Genomic DNA, 25,846 nt, shown 5'->3' on the forward strand with positions numbered 1-25,846 from the left:
AGTTTAAGGTTTAATTTATTTTATTATACATCAGGTGTTTCGTTTGAGAAACCATCTGATTGAGGTAGTCTTCGCTGTTGCTGTTCTGCTGAATGTTATAAAGTTCGGCCATTAACTGCATACAAATACCAGAGGCCAGTCGTTGATAGCCAAAAGGCTCATCTTCGAATAGTTGAAATAAAGTATCAAAGTAACCAAGAACAGTGCTTCGGTTACATTTTGAAATTACGGGTGATTGTGACTTGAAAAAGCCATTTGACAGAAACTGTTTTGCAATTGGTCCAGAAAAACCCACCCAGCGTTCGCTCCACCCAGTTTTTTTGTTTGGTCTGTATCTATGCCACATACCTGGAAATAGCAAAAAGCCATCTCCGGGTAAAATTTTCTTTTTGCCCGTTTCTTTACTTTCAAATTCACCTTCGCCCTCAGTGATAAGTACAAAATGAAATTCATCAAGGGTTCTTCCCTTTTCCCAAGTAAACATGTGACTTCCCGGGTGGCCCTTGGATGGATACTCAATATTTTTGTCTACAGATGCTCTTCCAAGGTTATTTATATAGAAGCCCCATTTTTCGTCTTGTTCAAATACCATGAGGTATTTTTGGTACTTTTTATTCATATCATTTTGTGTATATAATTTATCAATTTGTCAATTGATAAGGTTTAATGAAGTATGTAAATTTACAATATAAAATACAAATAGTTATATTTTTTGTTTCATATACATAAAATAGCGGGATAAAGTTATACTATTTTTTATAAATGTAATATTTCTATTGGTAGTTTATTTTTGATTAAAATAAAATCAAAAAGTGCTATTACTGTGTCAAATAGACAAATTTTGAAAAGGGGTTATTTGGCAAGAAAAAACAATAATTATTTTAAAAAAAATGAAAACTAGGTTAATCTTCAATAGTATTATTTTAGGCATATTATTGGTCTACGGAACTGCCTTTTCGCAGGCCGATAAAAAGCCAAATGTGGTATATATATTGACAGATCAGTGGAGGTCATCGGCACTTGGATATGCGGGAGATCCTAATGTGAAAACTCCCAATTTGGATAAGTTTTCAAAGGAATCGGTCAATTTTACAAACGCGGTTTCGGTTACGCCAGTTTGTACGCCTCATCGGTCGGCACTACTCACCGGGCGTTATCCAACCACCACCGGAATGTTTTTAAATGATACTTATTTGCCTTCTGAGGAGCTTTGTATGGCCGAAATTTTTAAGGCAGAAGGTTACAATACCGCATATTTAGGAAAATGGCATTTAGATGGCCACGGTAGAGAAAATAATGTAGCTCCCGAAAGACGCCAAGGGTTTGACTATTGGAAGGCTTTGGAATGTTCTCATGACTACAATCATATGCCATATTACGAAAACAATAACCCTGAAAAGAAATACTGGGAAGGCTACTCGCCATTTGCGTTAGCCGATGATGCTAAGATGTATATGGCCAATCATGCTAAAGACCAAAAGCCTTTTTTGCTATTTATTTCCATCGCTACGCCACATTTTCCGCACGACAGTGCACCAAAAGAATACAAGGCTTTATACCCAAAAGAAAAGTTAATACTTAACCCAAATGTTCCGAAAGAAATTGCCGAAAAAGTAAGAGTAGAATTACAAGGATATTACGGACATTGTACGGCCACAGATGCCGCTATTGGCCAGGTTTTGGATAAACTTAAAGACCTAAAAATAGACAAAAATACGATTGTAGTTTTTTCTGCCGACCATGGAGAAATGATGGGCGGCCACGGACTGCGACCTTTCACAAAACAGCTCGCTTGGGACGAATCTATTAAGGTGCCGTTTTTGATAAAGTATCCTAAAATTGGTAAAAATAAAGGAAAAGCAGTGCATGCACCAATAAATACTCCTGACATACTTCCTTCTATTTTAGGTCTTGCTGATATCGCTATTCCAAACACTATCGAAGGTGAAAACTTGGCATCTTTGATTAAATCTCCAAATGAAAGTGTAGATAGAGCGGCTTTGTTGTTAAACATTCATCCTTTTACGAGTGAGTTTAAATATCCCGAATATCGGGCCATACGAACAAAGCAATATTCTTATATAAAAACATTAGACGGCTCAAGTAAGCTTTTTGATAATAAAGCAGATCCTTATCAATTGCTTAACTTGTATGATAATCCGGCTTATGCAATGCTACAAAATGACCTGGAAAGTAAACTTCAAATGGCCCTTAATAAAATTGGTGATGATTTTCAGCCAAAAGAATATTATTTGAAAAAATGGAATTTTGTGCTGGATAAATCTAAAAACGCAATCGATTATTGGAGTTTTGATAAAGGAAATGGGGTAATGCAAACACCCAAATTGAAATAAAAATAGCCTGAGTTTTTGATAAAAAACTTGAAATAAATAAAATATGAAAAAAATATTTTTTCTTTTTTTACTGGGCATATCGAGTCTATATGCACAAAAAATGCCCAATATCATTTGGCTTAGTGCGGAAGATCTGAGCCCACGTCTGGGATGCTACGGCGACTATACTGTTCCTACGCCCAATATTGATAAAATTGCGAAGCAAGGAGTGATGTATACCAATGTATTTACCACAGCGGGAGTTTGTGCTCCTAGCCGAAACGCAATAGCCACGGGGCGTATTCAAACCAGCAATGGCGGACACAATATGCGAACTCAAGGCAGTACCTATCCCGAAAAAACAGGATTGCCGAAACACTATTCAGTAGTTATGCCACCTGATGTTAAGCACTTTGCGGAGCTTCTTAGGGCTCAAGGATATTATTGCACAAACAACGTCAAGACAGATTATCAATTTGAGGATATTCCGTCTATTTGGGACGAAAGCAGCACTACTGCTCACTATAAAAACAGAAAAGAAGGACAGCCGTTTTTTGCGATTTTTAACAGTACCATCACCCATGAGTCACAGGTTTGGGCGAGAAGTAAGCATCCATTGAGAGTAGATCCCAAGAAGGTAAAACTTCCTCCTTTTTACCCAGATACTGATTCTGTGAGACTAGATGTGGCACGTTTTTACTCTAATATTTCGGAACTAGACGATTGGGTAGGAGAAAAAATGAAAGAACTGGAGGAGAATGGTTTGTTAGAAAATACCATTGTGATGTTTTGGGGTGATCATGGAGACGGCTTGCCTTTTTACAAAAGAGAAGTTTATGACCGTGGACTTAGGGTGCCGTTTTTAGTTCGTTTTCCTAGTGGCTACCCAACCAAAGGTCAAAAACCTGCAAACTCTACCGATGACCGTATGATTTCTGCAATCGATTGGCCAGCTACTGTGTTGTCGTTAGCGGGTATTCCTACTCCAAAATGGATGCAGGGGAGATCGTTTTTGGGCAAATATGCCACTGTGGAAGGTCATCCGTATATATTTGGTGCAAGAGATCGCCTTGATTCAGAATACGATAGGGTTAGGTCCGTAAGTGATGGCAGTTTTCAATATATTAAAAACTTCAGCCCCGAAAAACCACTTTACATGGACATTGAGTTTAGAAAGCAACAGGCCTCAATGAGAGAAATTTTAAGAATGCGAGACAATGGGCAACTTAACGAAACTCAAATGATTTGGTTTAAGCAGACCAAGCCATCAGAAGAATTTTACGACATAAAAGCAGATCCTTTTCAATTGGTAAACCTAATTGACAATTCGAAATATGCTTCTAAAATAAGTACGTTTAGAGAGGTCTTTACAGATTGGCAAAAGGAGGTTTATGACTATGGGGAAATCGAGGAGAAAAGTTTGGTAAAGCAAATGTGGAATGGACAAAGCGAGCCACCTACCACTGCTAATCCAATACTTAAAATTGAAAAATCTAAGCTAATGATATCTTCAGCCACAGAGGGGGCTTCCATAGTTTATAAAATTATAAAAAACGGCATAGAACCTCAAAGTTGGGAAGTTTATTCAAAACCAATAACTATTCCTAAAAACGCAAAAGTAAAAGCAATGGCTCAACGAATAGGTTTTCAACCTAGTGAAATAATTGCCTTATGAAATATCTGATTTTTAAGTAGTTACCTTAATAAAGGAAAATCTTTCAAAAAAGTATTTATAGTATTTAAATGCAATTGGCAAAAAGCCATCGAGGGAAATCTATTGCCTATTTATTGCCAAAAAATAGTGTTTCTTTCGATTATGTATTTTGGTAATTAGTCAAAATTGGAATTAAAAAAAACTCTCCATTTTAAACAAAAAAAATGTACGCAAAAGAACAAAAATACCTAATAAGAAAATGGCTTTTGGTGCCAAAGGTTTATGTGAATATTTCGATATTTCTAAATCTCACTTTTGGTGTTTTCCTAATAAGTTTTAGTGCATATTCAAAAGTATTGCCAATTGATCTTAAGTGTGAATACAGAACCAACCCACTCGGAATTGACAATAAGACTCCTAGGCTAAGTTGGATATTGTCTGAGGCTTCACCGGTGCGTGGTCAAAAACAAACGGCGTTTCAAATAATAGTGGCCAGCAGTAAAGAAAACCTGAAGAAAAATATCGGTGACGTATGGGATTCGGGTAAAATAAAAAATAGTACTTCAGTAAATAATATTTATGCAGGGAAAGAGCTAAAGTCAGGTCAATTCTACTTTTGGAAAGTACGAGTTTGGGATGTTTCTGGTGCTATGTCAGAATGGAGCAATTCGGCAAAATTTGCTATGGGATTGCTATATCCTGAAGATTGGAAAGGCTCATGGATTTTAAAAAATGATCAGAAAAAAACAGATCACAATTGGTATAGGAAAACCTTTACTTTAAAAGATGACGCAGTTTCTGCCTTGGTTTTCGTAGCCTCGTTTGGGTATCATGAACTCTACGTAAATGGCGAAAAAATCACTGATAATGTGATGAATCCCGTAATGTCTTACATGAAAAAGCGGATTCCATATTTGACCTATGATATTAGCGACAAACTTAAAAAAGGAGACAATGTTATCGCCATTTGGCATGCTGCTGGTTGGGCTCGCTGGCAGCGAATCACCGAATATAAAAATCCCCCTTTTGTGTTTAAAGCCCAAGTAAACATAAGTTCGGAAGGAAAAGAGATTTCAATGGCAACGGACGATTCTTGGAAATGTAAAAAAAGTAATAGTGAATATTATGGAGATTGGGATATTCTGCATTTTGGTGGGGAAACCATAGACGATAGAAAAAAAGAAGACGAATGGAACACGATTGCTTATGATGATTCCAATTGGATAAATGCTAGTATTTATAAACCAACTGAAGTAAGAAACCAAAATTCATTGCCCATTATTAAAGAAGATATTCCTGTAAAAAATACCGCGAATTTTCAAATAAATAGCGAAATAACAGCTGAGTTAAGTGCTCAAATGGTAGAACCTCAGGTAAAGTTTGAAGTAGTAAAACCAATTGGAGTTACTGCAAATGTCGACGGAACTTACATGATTGACATGGGCGTAAACTATACAGGTTTTTTCGAAATGAAAATGCATAAGGGACATGAGGGCGACTCAGTGCTGTTTGAGATTAGTGATCAAACTGAAAAGGTAATGAACTGGAACCAAAAGAGTAAATATATCTACGGGAAGTCAGGTGAAGGTGTTTTTACAAATAGGTTTAATGTAGCAGGTGGCCGATGGATAACCGTTTATGGTTTAAAATATAAGCCGCAATTAGTTGATATAAAAGGTTATGTGATTACAAATGACCGAAAACGCATCAGTAAGTTTGAGTCTTCGAGCGAACTTCTCAATCAGATTTATGAAATAAACCTCGACACATATATAGCCAATACTATGGACGGTATTTTGGTAGACTGTCCGCATAGAGAAAGGCGTGGTTGGGGCGAGGTAACAGTTGCGGCTATGTATGGTGACGCCTTGCCGAACTTTGAAAGTGGAGCTTACATGGACCAGTATACCCAGTTTTTGCGGGATGCTCAAAATGAAGAAGGGCAAATAAATGCAATTATAAATGAAAACGACAGGCCATTTTTAATGTGGAAAGCCAACAGCCCAATCACCATTTGGGAGTCTTACAGAATGCTTGGGGATAAGAAGATTTTAGCTGACAATTACGAATCCATGACAAAGTGGATGACTTGGCTTTTTAATCATTCAAATTTTAATACCGGAGGTGCTTTAATAACGGGCAAGCAGGGTGTACTTAGTTTTCCGGGTCTGGGAGATTGGTGTACACCAAGGGGGAATTTCTGGACGAGTAGCAACTCGCCCGATGCCATACATTTTAATAATTCACTTTACGCTTTTATGCTTGACAATGCCTTGCAGATTGCCACTGCCTTAGGAAAAGCTGATGACGCCAAAGTATATGCAGAAAGACTAAACGTACAGCGAGAAGCCACCCACAAGATGACTTATGATTCAGTAACTGGTAAATACGGAAGCGGGCAGCAAATCAACCAAGCTTTCGCACTTATAGCAGGAGTAACACCCGCATCAGAAAAGAAGAAAGTTGAAGCCGTGTTGGTAAATAATGTGCTTTACGATTTTCCTTATTATGACACTGGGAGCTCTGGGCAGGCACTTTATACCCGATATTTTACAGAATTTGGTGAACGCATGGACCTTATTTATGAGCTCCTTCAAGACCGTCACCACCCGAGTTACGGGTATTTTATAGACCAAGGCGAAACCACTTGGCCGGAGCGTTGGTCATCGGTAGGAATGAGTAAAATACACACGTGTTATACCGGCATCGGGGGGTATTTCATTAAAGGTTTTGGTGGTATTAGGCCCAACGAAAACGCCTTTGGTATGAAAAGTATGCTCATAAAGCCAGCCTTGGTGGGCGACTTAACTTTTGCCAACACTTCGTATAAGTCTTTATACGGGAACGTAGTAGTAAACTGGACGAAAAACAAGAATACTGCTTGTTTTCATATTGAAATTCCGATTAATACCACTGCCAAAATATATTTGCCTGCCACAGATAAAAAGGTAGTTAAAGTAGGAGGTCAATTAGCCGAAAAAGTGAAAGGTATTCGCTTTTTGGGATCAGAAAAAAATGAAGCGGTAGGAAACTATGTTATTTATGAAGTTACCTCTGGGGTATATAATTTCTCTGTTAGTAATGTTCCTTTAGTTACTTTCCCAGAACCATTGCAGAAGCCAGAAAATCTATCAAAGATAGGTAGAATAAGTGCCTCCTCTATGTTTATTGAAACCGAAAAACTTCCTGGTTTCGAGGCATTTAAAGCCAACGACGAAGTTGATTCCACTTCTTGGCAAGCAAACGAAGCTAATACTCAGTATTTAGAACTGGAATGGATAAAACCGCAAATATTTAATAAAGTAGAAATAAATGAAGTAGGGGACTTAATAGGTAATTACAAAATCCAATATTGGACCGGAACGCAGTGGAAAGACTTGGTGATTGATCAAAAATGTGGAAGAGCTAAAGTACATATTTTCAAAGAAGTAAAAGCTACAAAATGCCGAATTTTTATATTAGATGCCATTAAGGCTCCATCTATTTCTGAGTTTAAAATATTTAATGATACAAAGCTAAAATGACAAAAATAGGACTATTCGGTATAGGATTAGATACGTATTGGCCTCAGTTTAAAGGCTTGTTTGAACGCTTAGAAGGTTATCAAAATCAGATAGCCGAAAAAATGCAAGAGTATGGTGCAGAAGTTATAAATGTAGGCATTGTAGATACACCAGAGAAGGCGGTAGAAACTGCTGATTTTTTGAAAAAAAATGATGTCGAGTTAGTGTTTTTGTATGTTTCAACGTATGCTTTGTCTTCCACAGTTTTGCCTTTGGCACAAAAGTTAAAATGCCCAATAGTCATTTTAAATATTCAACCTGTAGCAGCTATAGATTATGAAAAATTTAATCTACTTGGCGATAGAGGGAAAATGACAGGGGAATGGCTGGCCCATTGCCAAGCATGTTCTGTGCCTGAGCTCGCCAATTTATTCAATCGAGCAAGTATCGATTATGAAATTGTTACAGGTTTTTTGGGCGAACCATTCGTTTGGAACGAAATAAAAGGCTGGATAAAGGCTACTCAAGTAGCTGCCACTATGCGGACCAATCGCTTAGGAGTTTTAGGCAATTACTATGGAGGCATGTTAGATGTTTATTCAGATTTGACAAAGCAATCTACAGCGTTTGGTACCTACATAAAAGTCTTAGAAATGTGTGAACTTAAAGCTCTAAGAGACGATGTAACCGAGGAAGAAATACACGGAAAAGTGCAAGAGTTTAATGAAACTTTTGAGGTAATAGAAGCATGCGAACAAGTCGAGATTTTAAGAGCCGCTACCACTTCAGTTGCACTAGATAAGCTAGTAAAAGCTCATGACTTAGGTGCACTGGCTTATTACTACGAGGGACAGCCTGGAAATGAATATGAAAATATAGTGACTTCAGTAATAGCCGGAAATACCTTATTAACAGGCAAAAACATACCAGTAGCTGGCGAATATGAAGTAAAGAACGCTCAAGCCATGAAAATTATGGACGCATTTGGTTCAGGTGGTTCATTTTCAGAGTTTTATGCCATGGACTTTAACGACGATATTGTTATGCTTGGCCACGATGGACCTGCACATTTTGCTATTTCTCAAGGCAAAGTTCAGCTTGTGCCATTGCCGGTTTATCATGGAAAGCCAGGCAAAGGCCTATCTATACAAATGACCGTAAAGCACGGGCCCGTAACGCTCCTTTCCGTGGTTGAGGGCAAAGACGAAGTATTTATGTTGGTGGCCGAAGGTGAATCTGTGGAAGGGCCAACCCTTCAGATTGGTAATACAAATAGTCGTTATCGTTTCTCAGTAGGGGCGAGGATCTTTATGAATGAGTGGTCAAAAAATGGCCCGGCACACCATTGTGCCATCGGCGTAGGGCATATAGCAGACAAAATCGAAAAGTTAGGGAAAATATTAAAAATGAAAGTTGTGCGTGTTTGCTGAAAAAGAACGGCAATTTTTCGAATAAATGAATACTAAATAAAGAGTTAAATATGAAATATAGATTACTGAAATTTCTTTTTTTATTGCTTTCGTGTCTCAATTTTTCTTTTGGGCAAACTGCTCCAAAAGTCAAAGTTTCTGACTTGGCTTTTAAAGCACTCACGTGCAATACCATTTCTAATCCAAGTGCTATAGAAACTACACAGCCGGATTTTGCGTGGATAATTACTTCTAAAGGATACAATAAATCTCAATCTGCCTATCAGCTATTGGTGGCCACTAGTCCTACAAAATTAAACGTAAAAACCTCTGATATGTGGAATTCAGAAAAGGTCAAAAGCTCTAAGTCAACCTATGTAAAGTATCATGGTAAGACCTTAAAAGCAGGTGAAAAATATTATTGGAAAGTTAAAATATGGGATGAGCGAAATCAAGAGTCAGGCTGGTCTGCACCGCAAAGCTTTCAAATGGGCCTTTTAGATGAGTCAAATTGGGGAGAATCTAAATGGATTAGTCTAAACAAAGACACCCGAACTTCGGAGCACCGTTTTAGAGAATACATCACATCTAAAATGGTAACGCCCGAAATGGTAGAAGGGAAAGCTGCGGCATATTTTAGAAAGGAGGTAAATGCCCTAAAATCCATTAAAAGTGCTCAAGCATATATCTGCGGATTGGGATACTATGAGTTTTATTTAAATGGGAAAAAAGTAGGCGACCATGTGCTTGATCCAGCTCCGTCTAACTATGACAAGCAGGCGTATTATGTGCATTATGACATCACCAAAGATTTCAAACAAGGTAAAAACGCTTTGGGGATTATCGTAGCAAATGGATTTTATGGACAAGATATTTCTTGGAAAAGCGACAAGGAATCAGAGGCAAATATGGCATATGGAAATCCAGCAGTTCGGATGCTGATAAAAGTGACATTTTCAGACGGTAGTCAGACTGATTTTATCACCAATGATACATGGAAGGAGTCCACTGGCCCAGTAGTTTTTAATAATATTTATGGGGGAGATACGTACGACGCCCGCTTCGAAATTAAGGATTGGAATAAGGTGGCATTTAATGATTCAAAATGGGGCTATGCAAAGGCTATTGTGCCTGATATTGCTAAAGTTAGTGCTCAGCAGATTCCGCCCATCAGGCGACTAAAAGAGTTTAATCCTGTTCGAGTTTTTCAATCACCGCGTGGTACTTGGATTGTAGATTTTGGTCAAAACATAGCTGGATGGGTAAAAATAAAAGTACAAGAAAAGTCTGGTCAACTTATTGAAATAACCACCACAGAAGCCTTGACGCAAGACGGTCTGGATATTTTTCAAGGGGCTACGGGCGGAGGTGCCAATGGCATGCCACAAGTTTTTAAATATATCTGCAAAGGCAGCGGTGCAGAAACTTGGGAGCCGCAGTTTAGCTATCATGGTTTTAGGTATGCCGAAATAAAAGGAATAAGCAAAAAGCCCACTTCTGATATGATCAGGTCGGTTTTGGTAGCTACAGACATTCAAGAAAATGGGAGCTTTTCTAGTTCAGACTCACTGCTCAATAAAATGCACAGTATTAGCAAATGGACGATAGTAAGCAATATTCACGGAATTCCTGAAGACTGCCCGCATCGCGAAAAATGCGGTTGGCTTGGCGATGCCCACGCATTTTGTGAATACGCCCTTTATAACTATGAAATGGGTAATTTTTATAAAAAATACATGGAGGATATTCGAACTCAGCTGCGACCAGCCAAAGGTGGTGAAAATGCCAATCGTCAATACCAAGTACCTACTATGATAGCTCCCGGAAAACGAACATCTGGCCTTGCAAAATTAGACTGGGGTGTAGCTACCATGTATTTGCCGTGGTATAACTATTTGTATTACGGAGATGCCGAATTGGTAAAAGAATATTATCCAGAAATGAAAGACCTAAGTAATTATTATTTGTCTTTTAAAGATAAAGATGGCATCATTCAAAACGGTATGGGAGACTGGTGCCCGCCAAGTTGGGACAGGCTCAAAAATCCGGGTGCTATGGAGTGCGATCCTATTGTTTCAGCAAATGCCTATTTCTATGATATTTTAGGTGTCATGGAAAGGTTTGCAAAACAAAATAACGATGCATCTTTTGAAGCAATATTAAAAAAAGAAAAACAGGAACTGATGCTTGCGTTTAATAAAATGTTTCTGAAACCGATTGGCTCCACTTCTTACAAATGGTATGGCAGTCAAACCGCTACGGTTATGGCATTACAGTTTGGTCTAGTGCCACAGTCTGAGATTAATGCAGTTGTAGAAGGCCTTGCATATGATATTAAGCACGTAAAAGGCGGCCACCATTCTACAGGGATTCATGGAAATCGGTACATCTATACTGTCCTTTCAAAGTATGGCAAAGCGGATTTGGCTTATGATATTCTAACAACACCAAGTTTTCCAAGCCAAACCTATGTCATGAACTATGGTTTCACTACCTGGCCTGAGCGGCAGTTTGATTGGGATACTATGGAAGGTTTAACCAACTCGCTCAATCATCCTATGCACAGTGGTTTTGCTGCATATTTTTTCGAATCTCTTGGCGGTATAAAATCTACCACCGAGTCTGCTGGGTTTAAGGAGTTTACTGTAAACCCTATTTTTCCTGCTAAAATTACCAGCACTTCTGTTAGTTTACCGTCGCCGTATGGTCAAATTTCAAGCAGTTGGAAGTCCAACGGGATACGTTTTTCAATGAATTTAGAAGTGCCTTTTAATACAAAAGCTAAAGTGTTATTAAGTAAAAATGAGCTTGAAACGCTCAGTATAAACGGCGTTGCTTTAAAAGATTTCTTAAAAAACAACCCAATCGAAATTGTTGATTCCTCCACATTGGTGTTGGGTTCTGGTCTATATACGTTGGCTTATTTGAAACAATAAGCTTGATTCTACTAAGCGTAAAACTTAGATTTTACGAAAACACATTGCTTTGCTTTGGCCCGAAGTTAGGCGTGTAATTATCTGTTGGTTATTCTTTAAAATCAAATTTTGACTAGGCTTATTATTAGCTATAGATAGCTACTGCTTTGTCTTTTAAGTGGGTTTTGTTTTTACAAAAAAAATAAAACAACCTCAAGTTTTGACATTGAGAAAACGCAAAGTCGAGACTAAGTTTTAATTTTTTAAGGACTTTTAAATATGTGTATTATGGGCTTTTTTGGAATGTAAATTATTGTATACTAAACTTTTAACTAATTTCTTTATGAAAATTAACTTACTTTTTGAAAATTTTCTGAGTTTTAAGAAAACTTGGATAATTGCTTTACTGTATTTTTCCTGTGCCTCAGTATCTTATGCTCAGTCGGTTTCTGGAAAAGTAATAGCAGACGGTCAGCCTTTGCCCGGTGCTTCTGTTTTAATCAAAGGAACAACTCAAGGAACCACCTCCGATATTGAGGGTAAATTTACTATTGCGGCGAATCCAAACACCACGCTCGTTTTTTCTTTTGTTGGCTATACTTCAAAAGAAGTTGTGGTAGGAAATCAATCGTTAATAAATGTAGAATTGCTGTCAGATAATCTCCTTGACGATGTGGTAGTTATTGGCTACGGAACACAGAAGAAATCGGATTTGACGGGTTCGGTTTCTTCTATCAGTGCCAAAGAAATATCGCAGGTACCCAATTCTAGAGTAGACCAAGCCCTTCAAGGTAGAGCAGCTGGTGTGCAGGTGACCCAAACAAGTGGAGCTCCCGGTGCAGGCACATCTATTCGTGTACGTGGTGGTAACTCCATTACGGGAAGCAACGAGCCTCTTTGGGTTATTGACGGCATTGTGGTAGGTTCTGACTTTAACTTAAATAATATCAATAGCAACGATATCAAGTCTATTGAAGTCTTGAAAGATGCTTCTTCAATAGCAATCTATGGTTCTAGAGGTGCAAATGGGGTGGTGCTAGTAACCACAAAAAGTGGAAATAGCACTGTAGGAGGTAAGCCACAAGTTAGTGTGGGTTTATACTCCGGAATGCAATTAATACCAAAAACTCCGGCACAGCTTACCCAAGCACAACAGATAGCTTTTACTAACGAAGATGCTAAGTTTAGATCTGCCGCCCAGCCATTTCCAAACGACCCATCTACTTATCCCAATAACGATTGGTTCAACTTATTGATGGATACTTCGCCGATTTTTAATGCGGATGTTTCGGTGTCTGGCTCATCTGAAAATGGTAAAATAAGTTATTACAACTCTTTGAATCATTTTAACCAAGACGGTCTTATTAAAAATTCGGGAATTAGTAAATTTATATATCGCTCTAATTTGGATATAAAGCTAACCAATAAGCTAAAAGCCGGCTTTAGAGTTAACTATTCACGTCTACATCAAGATAACGGAACTGTGGGCTATAGTCAGTTGTTAGCAACATTGCCTACCACACCGATTTATAATGCCGACGGCACTTTTAATGGTTTTGATGAGGTTATTGGAGCACCGTTTTCTAATCCGGTGGCAAATGCAAAATTAAATACCAACGAAACCTATACAAATAACTTTTTAGGTACGGTCTATTTGCAATTTAATCCATCTAAAAACTGGATGATACGCTCTACATTTAATCCAGAATTTAACAATACAAAAAACAATCAGTTTGATTCAAGCCAACGACCAGACTACTTATTAGTGGGCGACTTAGGTATTGCCAGTGTAAACACAGTGGCCACCACAGGTTGGAACAATGAAAACACTGTTCAGTATTCGTCAGACTTTGGTACTGGGCACAATGTGACTGTTTTGGGTGGAGCTTCATTTCAAAAAGTAGTAACCGAACTCACCGGAGCACAGGCATTTGGCATTACCAGTGATGTGGCAGGGTTTAATAACTTGGCTTTTTCTGACCCAAGAAGGGCAGTGGTTACAAGTGGATACTCAGGATTTCAAATCGCTTCTTTTTTCGGTAGATTAAATTATACGTTTAAAAATAAATATCTATTTACTCTTGTAGGTAGAACAGACGGGAGTTCGGTTTTTGCTAAAGGAAATCAATTTGGTTTTTATCCGTCGGTAGCCGGTGCTTGGAAAATAATAGAGGAGCCGTTCATGCAGGATCAAAACGTTTTCTCTGACCTAAAATTACGTGCAAGTTTTGGTCGCTCAGGAAATCAGGCCATTGAACCATACAGAACTAAAGCGATTTTGGTAGAAGCGAATACTACCGTAAACGGGGTGGAAGTACCGGGTTTAACGTTGGGCAGACCAGCTAGCCCAAACTTAGGTTGGGAAACCACCACCTCTTTTGACTTGGCATTAGAAGGGGCTTTGTTAGGCGGAAGGTTATTTACAGAATTGAATTTTTATTACAAAAAAACCAAAGATTTGTTGTTAGATGTCACAATACCTCGCCAAACAGGTTTTACAAGTCAATTGCAAAACATTGGTTCGCTTCAAAACAAAGGGTTGGAGCTTCTTGTAAATTCAAAAAATGTAGCGAAAGCCAACTTCAAATGGAACACTACGTTGACCTTGTCTGGCAACAGAAACAAAGTGTTAGATTTAGGTGGGGCTCCTTTTATTGATGTGGTAGTTGATCCAATTTTGGGTTCAGGTAATACTCGAATTATTGTAGGCGAAACTGTTCCCGTTTTTACGGGTGTTAGGTATTTGGGTACTTGGAAAACTCAAGAAGAAATCAATGCTTCTGGTATGTCTTCTCAGGTAGTAGGTGGGCCAAGGTATGAGGATTTAAATGGGGATAAAATAATTTCTACGGAAGACAATGTGGTGTTGGGTAGCCCTCAGCCTGACTTTATTTATGGCCTCGAAAATTCATTCTCTTACAAAAACTTTGACTTGTCTTTTTATTTGCAAGGAACAGTTGGCAATGAAGTATACAACCTCAGAACACGTACCTCGATGTTTCAGCGTGGCGAAACCACCAAATATGCCGAAGTGGCGGATAGATGGACACCAGAAAACCCTACCTCAGATATTCCAAGAGCTGGGTCAGATGCCGTAACCAATGTAGTAAGTAACTCTGCATACGTAGAAGATGGCTCTTTTTTACGTCTAAAAACTGCACGTATCGCATATAATTTACCTACGAGCAAGATTGGAGGAAACAAAATTAAAGCCATGACGGCCTATTTTACAGGCACTAACCTGTTGTTATTTTCAAAGTTTAGATTGATTGACCCAGAGACAAGTAGGTTTGGAAGGTCGGGTCTTGGAAATATCGCTCAAGGATTTTCGAATGGCGAATATCCAAATGCAAAGGTATTAACACTGGGTCTAAACGTAACATTTTAAATTTTAATCAGATGAAAACAAGATATTTATTCCTATACATAGTTTTACTATTCTCAAGTTTTGGATGCGAGAATTTTTTAGAGGAAATTCCAAGAGACATAGTAGCACCAGAAAACTTTTTTAATTCCGAGGCAGATGCCAGGCAGGCTATTTCGGGTATTTATGCTATTTTAAAAAATAACTCGCTTTACGGGCAGGTTGGTCTTGATCACTTTTATGATAACGGAGCAGACATAATAGAGCCCAACCGAGCGGCAGATTTTGTGGAGCCTATTGGTAACTATTCCATGAACGAATCGCTCGCTGGAGTTTCTATTCAGCTTATGAGTGTTTCAGATACTTGGAAAGACTTATACAAAATCGTTTTGAATAGTAATATAATAATAGCGAGAGTTACTAACAATAGTGCGATTCCTAAAGCTGCACAAACCCAAATTGTGGCTGAGGCTACGTTTATGCGTGCTTTTGCTTATTGGCACATAACCAATTTGTGGGGCGATGCACCATATTATGAAGGGGAGCTTAAAATTGATGAAATAAAAGTTTTGGGAAGAACGCCAGAGGCTACAATTTTAGCTGGGATAATTAAAGATTTACAGTTTGCCCAAGATAACCTACCGGCTACTTTAACCGTTGCACAAAGGGGTAAAGTTACAAAATGGGTGGCTGCCACAGTTTTAGCAAAAATATACATGAAGCAGAAAAACTGGAAAGCTGGGCTTGATAAAAGTTTAGAGATAATTAATCAGTCTGGGCATAAACTTTTGCCAAATTATGCTTCAGTTTTTGATCCTTCCAATGAATATAATTCTGAAATTATTTGGTCATTAGACTTTGCCAAAGATATCGTAAGTCAATTTGAAGTAGGCGTAACAGCTTTAGCCGGAAACGGAAACTGGAGACCGAGTATGTTTAATCCTCGTTTGAGAGATGAGCCTGCCAAAACTTCAGAGAGAAACGCACTAGCAGCAGCCTTGACAGCCAGGGGCGAGGCTTTTAACGGTACTGGCCTTCAAATAACTTCAAAAGATTTTGCAGAGAAATTTCCTAAAAATGACTTGAGGAGGCCGCTAAATGTTATGCAAAACTATTTAGGTTTCGATCTAGTGTTTCCTTACATGGCAAAGTTTATGAATTTGAAACTTGATACTTCTCCCCGTTTTAATCACTCAGACAACAGGATGGTGTTTCGCTTAGCGGATATTTATTTGATGGCAGCAGAGTGTCAAAATGAATTGAGCGGACCTGCTGCAGCATATGAGTACATACATGCAGTCAGAAAACGTGCCTATGCTACTCAGGCTGAATGGGAGCTTAAAGGACTAACACAGCAACAGTTCAGAGAAAAAATGTATGACGAGCGAAAGTGGGAGCTTGCAGGAGAAGCACACAGAAGATACGATTTGATCAGATGGGGGATACTCTTAGATGTAGTTAAAAAATTGGAGTATCGATTCTGGAAGCCCAACCTTAATATTAAGCCCTACCATGTTAAGTTACCAATACCGCTGCAAGAGTTAGAGGCAAACCCAAATTTACTAAAGTCCGACCCGACAAATAATGGGTATAGAAATTAGATTGATTATAAAGATTGTTTTTTTGATTGGCCGAGGTAGTTTTACTTCGGTCAATTTTTTTGCTTGAGGGAGAGGGTTTGACTATTGTTGATTGTGCGACTTCTTCAATGAGGCTAAGATTATTGATCTGTTTTGGATTCTTTTGATTAAGCTTATTCTATTAACATTCATTAACAGAAATTTTATGTTATAATACCTTTGAATAAAATAATACAAGGATAAATAATTTTAAAAGTTGAAGAATTAATACTAAACCTAATCTAAAATTATATTTTCCCCTTGTTTACTTAATTTTTCAAGTCCATTTTTAATATCTTTTATTTGTTCGGGTGTACGTCCCTGCCAAATTTTTACTTCACCGACTACTTTAAATGGGTGTTCAGAACGGTACGACATCGTAGGATTCCCAGGGAACTTTTTATCGGTTACATTCGGGTCATCCTCAATTGCCCCCGTTGCTTCTACCAAATAAATTCGTTCCATGCCATTGCCGGAAGCAAGTTCAGCACCCAAAATCGCCGTATTTAAAGTAGCTGTAACATAAACATGTTTCAGTTTTCTATTTTCGTAATTGGACTTAAATCCTATCTGAATGTAATCACCTATTTTTAAATCTGCTTTTGTGCCGTGGAAGTATGTCTGAGAAAAAGGTTTTGGTAGATTTGAGGTGAGGTCCTCTTCTTTGTATAGGTTGTCCATAATTTTATTTTTTCTATTTCATTTTCGATTACTCGGGTTTGTTAGCTTAATTTAATAAGAATTATTTGCTCATAAATTTGTAAGCAAAGAAAGTTGATATTCTGAAATTTATCTGTATAATTCGGAATTTGTTATCAACTAATGTTATAAGTTTTATCAAGTATTAAGTTTAATTCTTAAGAGTTTGATCGATCTTATCCCTTGGCTATTAGCTATTTGAAAACTAAGAAGCAATTTAAGGTTTGGTTTTAATTTATAGGTGCATTTCTTTAGAAATTTTTTCTAGAATATCTATTTGGATTAAAACTGTTTATTTAAATTGTGATATTCGATTTTTTCCATATGTGGAAAGTAAGGCAAGATTTCTATAAGCTCCTTTGTCTTGATTTCGTCAATGTTTTGAAAAATTAAAACTGCGTCTTTTTTTGAGACTGAAATGAAAAAGCTTTCTAAAATATTCTGTTGTTTCCATTGATTGACATATTCCATTTCCTTTTTAGGTAATTCAGGATTTGATTTTATGATGTCAATTCCATTTTCTGAAAGTGTAATTAAAACTAAAATTCTATTCATTTTTTTAAATTTATTGAACAAATATAAAAATATTTAAACTTTTTGTATCACTTTCTCTTGCGAAATTATTCGATTGAAGTGTGTTTATTTTATCATAAAGCTATTTCATTTTCAATGCTATCCATCTTAATTAATTGGTTGTTTGAGTGAGTTTTTATTTAAAAAATCAGCAGAGGTATTCTATTAAATGTATTTATGAATATCAGGGTTTTAGTAGTAAAAACGTACATTTATAAATATCCCTTAGACTTGAATTGGTATTTAGCCCTTGATATTGTTTGCTAATGTGAAAAATATTGTAAATATAGCTTCAAAGGATAAGGAGCCAAAAGAATGTAAATATGTAGTTGCTTCAAGTGACATAGAAGATGTTAAGTGCTTGCGTAGTGTAAAATTCCTAATAAGCATTAGATGTCATTAAAGCTAACCTTGCACAATATATAAGACCATAGCTTAATAAGATTTGTAAATCAAAAAGCAAAAAAAAGTGATGGAAAGCATCGGGTATTTTTTGTGCATATTTTAGTCGTATCCAAATTTTTATTGTTTTGGCAAAGATGGCTTAGCTATTTTGAGTAGCTCTTTATTCTTTCGGTTTGTACAGAATAATTATCTGAACTAGTACTGCCATAATAATTAAGAATATAATTTCTCCTTGGGTATAAAGGTTGATAGTGTCTTTGGCTTTGTTACTAATTAATACTTGCTCTTTACCTTCTTGTAATTGAATTTTTGACAGCTTGTATAATTGTTCGTCTATTATTTCTATACTTTTGATTAGCTCACCGTTTGATAAATTGACATCCGACTTTTCTTTTTGTTTTAGAGTTTTTAATTCCTCTTGCAGAAGATTTAAATGGCGTTTCTCTTTTTCAGTCAATTTTGTAATTTCATACCTATCTAACAATTGATCAATTTCTTGATTAAGTTTATTGTTTTGATTCTTGAAAAAGTTAGTGTCAGAGGTCAGAATAGCTATTTGCTTTTCTTTAATTATCCTTGTAATATCGAACAAAAGGTCACTAGCCACAATTCTGTCTTCAAACATAGTCTTCACAGAATTGGTAAGTCGATTGAAATTGTCTCGGTCAATAATGTTAGTTATGAGTACAATAAAGAATACCAAAAGAATGCTTGCAACCCATCTTATTTTAGTGAAAATATTCATATGGTTAATTATTTAATTTTGCCCTACATACCTCAATTACAAAATGAAGGATTTCGGATTAATTTATTTTATTTACGCCCGACATCAAGTAGGGTTATAGTATAAATTTAATTAAATAATTTTAACCAGCAATGAGCCTTGAATAAATCGTTTGGACGAAATCGCGGGTTTATACCTGACTAAATCAAAATATTCGAATAGTCCTTCCGGAAGTAATAGTTGGATAAAATCTTGCGTCATAAAAGAGTTTTTTTTACCCAAAGTAAATATCAAATTCCTCTCCCCCAACTTTTTTGCTTGATCCCCAAAGTAAATATCAAATTCCTTTCCCCCCAACTTTTTTGCTTGATCCCCAACTTTCACTTTTGTAATGAGAATTGTAATGAGACTAAAAACAAAAAAAACCGACTCATTTCTGAATCGGTTTTGACTTCTAAGAGCCTCTTATCGGGATCGAACCAATGACCTACTGATTACAAATCAGTTGCTCTACCAGCTGAGCTAAAGAGGCGTTCTCTTTAAAGTGATGCAAAATTAATGCGTTGAAACGTTCTGTGCAAGTATTTTCGAAACTTTTTTTGAAAAAAAATACAAGACTTTGATTTTCAGTCACTTTAAATCGAAATTAATTTGCGGCAACTATTAGCTTAAGTTTGTCTTGCAATTCTTTCAGCTCAATTTCCGCTTTCGTAACTTTTTTCAGGTACTCTTCTTTTAGTTTTTCTGCTCCTTTTGAGAAACCAAAAAACTCCATATTGTTTTTTGTCAAAGAGATTTCGTCTTCAAGTCCTTTGATTTTCCTGCGAATATCGTTTTCTTGTTTGTCTAAGTTTTTAGAACCACCGCCTGACTTTAAAACCACCTCTACTTCGTTTTGAAGCATAAGTTTGTCTTTCTCCGATTTGTCTAATCCCGAAGCGGCCTTCACATAATCGTTTATGGCGTTAATAAACCTCGTCTGAATGCTCTGAATATCTTTTCTTGGCACAAATCCTATTGCACCAAAATTTTTCTTGTATTCGCTCAGTTTGGCTAGGTTTGCATCGCCTGCTTTTACTAGGTTTTCTATTTCATTGCAAATGGCTTCTTTCTTGGCCAAGTTTGCCTTAAATTCTTCGTCTTGGGCCTTGTTTTCATTTCGTTTTAAATCGAAATATTTATCACAAGCAGCTTTAAATCTATTGTAAAGAGAATCTTTGTATTTTTCAGGAACCTGACCTATTGATTTCCATTTTTTCTGAAGTTCAATAATTCTGTTTGTGTTTGGTGCAGAATGGTCTTCAGCCGCAAGTATTGCATCGGCTTCAACACAAAGTGCTTCTTTGGCTTTTAGGTTAGCTTCTCTTTTAGCTTCTAGTTTTGCAAAGAACTCACTTTTGTTTTTGAAGAAATGTTTTAGCGTTGCCCAGAAATCTTTGCTGATATCTTTGCCTTTTTCTCTTGGCATTGGGCCTTTTATAGAGTTCCATTGGTCTTGAATCGCCATTACTTCTTTTGACTTGGCATTCCATTCGTTTATGCTGTCAGAGTCAAAGCTCAAAAATGGCTTTAAGTTTTCTAGTATTTGAGCTTTAGCATTATATATATCCTCCATCAGCGACTGGTTTTCTGTCGCCAATTCTCTTTTCTTGTCATATATTAAGTCAAAAGCCTTCTTTAGTCTCGCCCAAAGTGCGTCTTGCTCTTCTCTAATGCCAGGCCCTATTTGCTTGTATTCGTTAAGCAAGTCATTGGCTTTTTTGAGAGTAGCGTTTGTAAGCGGAGCATTTTTTAGAGTTTCTGCTATTTCCTCTATCTTAACTACGGCCTCTTCTTTTAATTCAATATTTTTCTTTCTATCTAAATCTTTCAGTTCATTTTGTATACTTCTAATATCAAAATATCTGTCAACCAAAGCGTTATATGCAGACCAAAGGGTGCCATTGTGAGGAGAATTTACATTTCCTGCATTTTTCCAGTCAGACTGTAGCTTTTTGAAAGCATCCCAGTTGTTTTTTGACTCGCCTTTTTCTTCTACTTCTACAATGTCTCTCAATTGCTGAAGTAGTCTCGTTTTTATTTCGAAATAGTCTTCTCTTTCTCTTTCAAGTTTTTGGAAAAACGCATTTCTTTTTTCTCTAATTTGAATTAAAATACCCTCGAAACGGATAGCATAGTTGTCATTTTTGAATTCAAAACCTTCGTCAGAGCCATTTTCTGCCACGTATGCTTTTTTAGCGTCTTTTTTGGCTTTAATATTAATTTCATCAAATGCCGGATGGATGGCCTTGATTACATTATCGATGTTTTTAACATCCGAAACCGATAAGTTTCTAGCATTCATGGCTTCTAACATTTTGTCTGCTAGAGCTACAAAATCTTTCTTTTCAAAGTTGTCAAAGTTTTCGTCAAAATCAGGAATCTCAACTTCTTCTTCAATTTCCTCGATGTCCTCTATTTCATTTTCAGGCTTTCGTGTGACCTCAGTCATATTTTCCGAAGTAGGAATTGCCGTATTTTGCGGCTCTTCTGCAGATGCATTTGCGTCTAAAGAAGACTGCGGCGAATCAGTGGCGGCATCAGCGGATGTAGCCTCAGAAGTTTCTTCTGCATTTGCAGCAGATGATTCTAGAGTTTCCGTTTGAGCAGTACTGTTTTCAGCAGACAATTCAGTTTTTTCCGAAACTATGTTTTCGGCACCGGTGTTATTCTCAGTGTTGTTGGTCGGTTCTAATTCTTGGTCAATCATCAAAAAAATATTTTTGTAGAGGTCTAATTAAATAGGACGCAAATTTAATAATAATACGTAACAAAAAGCATAAAGGTTTATAAATATGGATAATTCATTAGTCTCTAGTCTTCGTAAATCGTACGAACTAAACGAACTTTTAGAAGAAAATGTTTCCCAAAATCCGATAGAACAATTTAGGACTTGGTTTAAAGATGCGATTGATGGCGACGTAAAGGAACCAAACGCTATGGTTTTGTCTACTATCAAAGACGGAAAGCCCTCTGCTAGGGTGGTTTTGCTTAAAGGTTTTGATACCGAAGGATTTACTTTTTTTACCAACTACGAAAGCCATAAAGGGCAGCAATTGGGCGGTTCGCCATACGCTGCACTTACGTTTTTTTGGGATGGGCTTGAGCGTCAGGTCAGAATTGAGGGCGAAGTAAGTAAGGTTTCTGAAGGAGATTCTGATGCCTATTTTTGGTCAAGGCCAATTTCTAGTCAAATAGGGGCATGGGTGAGCAAGCAGTCTGAGGAGGTTTCAGGCAGAGATGTTTTAGAGAAAAGTCAGGCTTTTTTCGAAGAAAAATTTAAAAATGTATCGCCTATACCAAGGCCGCCACACTGGGGCGGGTATGTGTTAAAGCCGAGCACCATAGAGTTTTGGCAAGGTAGGCCTAGCCGACTTCACGACAGATTGTTATATAGTTTGGAAGAAAATACTTGGAAAATAACACGTTTAAATCCGTGATTATAGCCCCGGTAATGCAAATGACCTACCATTGACGACAAGCTCCTTGGTAGGTTTTTTGTTAGACTTCCATTCAAACTTTTCTAAAGCCATGTCTGGTTTTACTATTTCTCTTGGCGGAATTAGCATTGACTCCGGATTCCCCCTAAATGTTATCTGTTTTATTTTTTTGTCTTTGAAACTAAAGTTCATGTTGCTGCACTGCACTTTGTTTAAACCCACAATCTTGTTTTTTTCATCTAAAGCAAAGTATAGCGACTCGCCATTTCCATCTACTTTTATGTCTTTTATGGCAGATGCTTTATCAAAATAAGCATCTATTTTTCGTCCTTTTATTTGGTTGAAATTCTTAATAGTATCAGATGCCACCACAAAGCTATTTTGTCTAAGCTCCATGTTGCTCAGACGATTGTTTTTCATGTAAATAACCACACTGTCGGCTTCTAATTGGTTTTGATTATTCCAAATAACAGGCGTTTGGAAAAAGAAAATTGTGGAGTCTTTAAGGTCATAAACCAATGAATCAGAGATACTTTGAAAGTCTTTTCTAAAAACCTTTACGTTTCCATCAGCTACAAGTTTCTCCATGTTTCTTCTTAGGTCATCTTTTTTTGTAGAATCCAGTGGAGTTTTTGAAGCAGTTGAAGTAAATAATGAATCTGACTTCGTTTTTTTGTCTTTTAGTAAAAGGCTATCTGTTTTTATGGGTTTAAAATTGCTTTTTAAACTGTCAGGTAAAAACTTGTCTTTTATTTTTTCATAAATCAAAAGCGTATCAGAGCTCAAGTACAAGGTGTCGGTTTTGCTGATGTAGCGAGAGAGCGTTTGTCCCATTATTTTGGTAAGACCCAACTTACCCGTTCTGATTCCTTTTTTACCTAAAATAGTGAGGCTGTCAGTAAAAGATACAAAATACACATTTCCTTTGGCCAAGCCCGACTCCGCAATGTTGTCAAACATCAAGGTGTCTGCTTCTAACGCATAATCAAGATTAGACACGCGAGCCCTTCCCTCAAAATGAGAAACTTTGGTGTTGATATTGTAAGTGCCTTTGTAAGAAGACAAATCGCCATCTTTGCTTTTTATGGTGGTAAACGACTTAAAATAAGCCATTTTAGAATATGTATCGTAGTCGAGTGAGTCGGTGCAAAGGGTATAGGATGGATTCAGGATTTCTACATCGCCTATGTAATTGAAAAACTTGGTTTTGGTATTGTAATAACCCTGATTGCTCGAGAGTTTGCTTGAGTCTTGGTTAATCGTACCGAATTTTGGATAATACGCGATGTCGTTATTGAGGTTATATAGAATTTTAGTAGTACGCAAAGTTACTTTTTTGTCTCTAAGTGTTACATTTTTGCCCAAAACCTGAGCCATGCGTTGGTTTCCGTCATAAAGCAGCGTGTCGCCTACAATCGTTAGCGTATCGCCTTGGTTTATCACTACTTTGCCGTATGCTTCTATGATATTTGAAGACTGATTATGAATAGCTTTGGTGCATCCTAAAAGTACGCCTCGGTGCTTAAAAATTACATTTCCCATAAAGGTTTGGGTTTGGCTTACGGTGTTATCTCCAACCAAACTATCGGCTCTAATTAGCTCTATACGTGACTTTGGGCCGTTGTCAGCTATTGGATTTAGAGGTTTTTGGGCCAATGCCGAAAGAGTAATACTGTATAAAAAGCCAAATAAAATCAGCTTCTGAAAATATGATTTTATGGGTCTCAATCTTGAATTTTTAATCATTAGGCAAAATTAACGTATTTTTGTCAAACTATATTTTTTTGAATGAATGGAAGAAAAGTTTTTAGCATATATTAACAAACATCAGCTTTTTACTTTGGTAGATCGGGTGATGGTGGCCGTCAGTGGCGGCAAAGACTCCATGGTTTTGCTGCACCTTTTGCATGCTTTAAAGTTTAAAATAGGAGTGGCCCATTGCAATTTTCAGTTAAGAGCCGAAGATTCAGATGGAGATGAAGCCTTTGTGAGAACATTTTGTGAGGAACATGAAATTCCTTTTTTTTCGGTCAAATTTGAAACAAAAAAATATACCGCTCGTGCAAAGGTTTCTACTCAAATGGCCGCCCGAACACTTCGTTACGAATGGTTTGAGAAGTTGCTTAAAGAAGAAAAATACGATTATTTGGCAACAGCCCACCACCTCAACGATAGCATAGAAACTTTAATTCTTAATATTTCGAAAGGAACAGGACCTAAGGGCTTAAGTTCAATCCCAAATAAGACCCAAAACATCGTAAGGCCGCTACTTTTTGCCTCATCTGAAAATATAAAAAACTATATAGATACTAATGCCATAACTTGGCGTGAAGACGTTTCGAACGCTACCACAGATTATCAACGAAACAAAATCAGACATGAGGTTATGCCTGTTTTGAAAGAAATAAACCCGGGATTGGAGCAAACGGTAAGCATAAACCTAGAGCGATTTGTCGACTTGCGGGCTATTTTTGAGCATCAACTCTCAGAATTTGAAAAGCAAGTGCTTGAAATTCAGTCTGATGGAGTTTTGATTGATTTTGAAAAGGTAATGGCTTTTGCCGGACATCCTTTGCTTTTAGAAGAATACCTAAAGCCTTTTGGGTTTAATATAAATCAAGTAAAGGACATGCTTGCGTCTAATAATTCAGGTACCAGTTTTTTATCAGAAAGTCATCAAATTCTTTGTGGAAGGAAGTCGTGGTTTTTAAGTGAAAAATCACAACATGAATTTAAGCCTTTAGTAATTAGTGGATTTGGTGAGTTTTCATTTGGGGTAAATAAGTTAATTGTAGAAAAAGTAGGATCCGACATTGCTACCGCAGATTTGAAAAACCCAAGCTTCGCTTTTTTAGAATTGGACAAAATCCAATGGCCTTTAACGCTCCGCACTTGGCAGCAAGGAGACGTATTTGTGCCTTTCGGAATGAAAGGTAAGAAACTGATTTCTGACTTTTTGATCGACCTGAAAATAGAACCACACCACAAAAAAACACAACTGCTACTGTGCGACCAAACTCAAGTACTTTGGGTTTGCAAAAGACGTATAAGCGATAACTATAGATGCTCCGAAAATAGTAAAAATGTCTTAAAGTTAACTTTTTTTTAAATATTAAATATTTGATTATTAGTATTTTGTAATCTTGATTTTCAGTAATTTTATTTTTTG

16 protein-coding genes and 1 tRNA gene are annotated in these 25,846 nt (G+C 37.1%); 9 read left to right on the forward strand and 8 right to left on the reverse strand.

Features of this window, described 5'->3' with window-relative positions:
* Nucleotides 1-10 precede the first annotated feature (10 nt).
* A complete protein-coding gene (locus ACFOOI_RS00075; RefSeq protein WP_379833487.1) occupies nt 11-619 on the reverse strand; it encodes an AraC family ligand binding domain-containing protein in 609 nt (202 codons plus the stop codon).
* 271 nt (nt 620-890) lie between these two features.
* On the opposite strand from ACFOOI_RS00075, the gene ACFOOI_RS00080 reads away from it, so the two are divergent.
* The 7 genes from ACFOOI_RS00080 to ACFOOI_RS00110 all read left to right on the forward strand — a co-directional run bounded on the left by ACFOOI_RS00080 (nt 891) and on the right by ACFOOI_RS00110 (nt 16,779).
* Entirely contained in the window at nt 891-2,354 is a 1,464-nt protein-coding gene (locus ACFOOI_RS00080) for a sulfatase family protein (protein WP_379833489.1), read from the forward strand.
* Between the two features lie 43 nt (nt 2,355-2,397).
* The gene (locus ACFOOI_RS00085; protein WP_379833491.1) at nt 2,398-4,008 is read left to right on the forward strand and encodes a sulfatase-like hydrolase/transferase; all 1,611 of its coding nucleotides are present in this window, start codon (nt 2,398-2,400) and stop codon (nt 4,006-4,008) included.
* A 203-nt stretch (nt 4,009-4,211) separates the two neighbouring features.
* On the forward strand, nt 4,212-7,511 hold the full coding sequence (locus tag ACFOOI_RS00090) for a family 78 glycoside hydrolase catalytic domain (protein WP_379833494.1): 3,300 nt from the start codon (nt 4,212-4,214) through the stop codon (nt 7,509-7,511).
* Nucleotides 7,508-8,920, forward strand: coding sequence for an arabinose isomerase (locus ACFOOI_RS00095; protein WP_379833496.1), 1,413 nt, complete (start codon nt 7,508-7,510; stop codon nt 8,918-8,920). The genes ACFOOI_RS00090 and ACFOOI_RS00095 overlap by 4 nt, the downstream gene beginning before the upstream one ends.
* Nucleotides 8,921-8,970: 50 nt before the next feature.
* Nucleotides 8,971-11,835: a family 78 glycoside hydrolase catalytic domain gene (locus ACFOOI_RS00100; protein WP_379833498.1), complete on the forward strand. Its 2,865-nt coding sequence runs from the start codon at nt 8,971-8,973 to the stop codon at nt 11,833-11,835.
* A gap of 322 nt (nt 11,836-12,157) precedes the next feature.
* Nucleotides 12,158-15,202 (forward strand): SusC/RagA family TonB-linked outer membrane protein, encoded by a 3,045-nt coding sequence (locus tag ACFOOI_RS00105; protein WP_379833501.1) that lies wholly within the window; start codon nt 12,158-12,160, stop codon nt 15,200-15,202.
* Between the two features lie 11 nt (nt 15,203-15,213).
* Nucleotides 15,214-16,779 (forward strand): RagB/SusD family nutrient uptake outer membrane protein, encoded by a 1,566-nt coding sequence (locus ACFOOI_RS00110; protein ID WP_379833504.1) that lies wholly within the window; start codon nt 15,214-15,216, stop codon nt 16,777-16,779.
* Between the two features lie 255 nt (nt 16,780-17,034).
* Here the strand turns inward: ACFOOI_RS00110 and arr are convergent, their stop codons facing one another.
* The 6 genes from arr to ACFOOI_RS00140 all read right to left on the reverse strand — a co-directional run bounded on the left by arr (nt 17,035) and on the right by ACFOOI_RS00140 (nt 21,947).
* Nucleotides 17,035-17,478 (reverse strand): NAD(+)--rifampin ADP-ribosyltransferase, encoded by a 444-nt coding sequence (gene arr / locus ACFOOI_RS00115; protein ID WP_379833507.1) that lies wholly within the window; start codon nt 17,476-17,478, stop codon nt 17,035-17,037.
* A 300-nt stretch (nt 17,479-17,778) separates the two neighbouring features.
* Nucleotides 17,779-18,051, reverse strand: coding sequence for a hypothetical protein (locus ACFOOI_RS00120; RefSeq protein ID WP_379833510.1), 273 nt, complete (start codon nt 18,049-18,051; stop codon nt 17,779-17,781).
* A gap of 583 nt (nt 18,052-18,634) precedes the next feature.
* Entirely contained in the window at nt 18,635-19,219 is a 585-nt protein-coding gene (locus ACFOOI_RS00125; RefSeq protein ID WP_379833512.1) for an MCP four helix bundle domain-containing protein, read from the reverse strand.
* Nucleotides 19,220-19,330: 111 nt separating this feature from the next.
* Nucleotides 19,331-19,582 carry a hypothetical protein gene (locus ACFOOI_RS00130; protein ID WP_379833515.1) on the reverse strand — a complete coding sequence of 84 codons (252 nt, stop codon included), beginning with the start codon at nt 19,580-19,582 and terminating at the stop codon, nt 19,331-19,333.
* Between the two features lie 75 nt (nt 19,583-19,657).
* Nucleotides 19,658-19,730, reverse strand: a tRNA-Thr gene (locus tag ACFOOI_RS00135).
* Between the two features lie 114 nt (nt 19,731-19,844).
* Complete coding sequence (locus ACFOOI_RS00140; RefSeq protein WP_379833518.1) at nt 19,845-21,947, reverse strand: DUF349 domain-containing protein; 2,103 nt, start codon at nt 21,945-21,947, stop codon at nt 19,845-19,847.
* 85 nt (nt 21,948-22,032) lie between these two features.
* On the opposite strand from ACFOOI_RS00140, the gene pdxH reads away from it, so the two are divergent.
* Nucleotides 22,033-22,677, forward strand: a complete 645-nt coding sequence (gene pdxH, locus ACFOOI_RS00145; protein WP_379833520.1) for a pyridoxamine 5'-phosphate oxidase — start codon at nt 22,033-22,035, stop codon at nt 22,675-22,677.
* Here the strand turns inward: pdxH and ACFOOI_RS00150 are convergent, their stop codons facing one another.
* Entirely contained in the window at nt 22,678-24,405 is a 1,728-nt protein-coding gene (locus ACFOOI_RS00150; protein ID WP_379833523.1) for an OstA-like protein, read from the reverse strand.
* A 64-nt stretch (nt 24,406-24,469) separates the two neighbouring features.
* Here ACFOOI_RS00150 and tilS point away from each other — a divergent pair, with 64 nt between their 5' ends.
* The gene (gene tilS / locus ACFOOI_RS00155) at nt 24,470-25,786 is read left to right on the forward strand and encodes a tRNA lysidine(34) synthetase TilS (RefSeq protein ID WP_379833526.1); all 1,317 of its coding nucleotides are present in this window, start codon (nt 24,470-24,472) and stop codon (nt 25,784-25,786) included.
* Nucleotides 25,787-25,846 lie beyond the last annotated feature (60 nt).

The sequence above is a fragment of the Lacihabitans lacunae genome (assembly GCF_042649125.1).
GTDB lineage: Bacteria > Bacteroidota > Bacteroidia > Cytophagales > Spirosomataceae > Leadbetterella > Leadbetterella lacunae.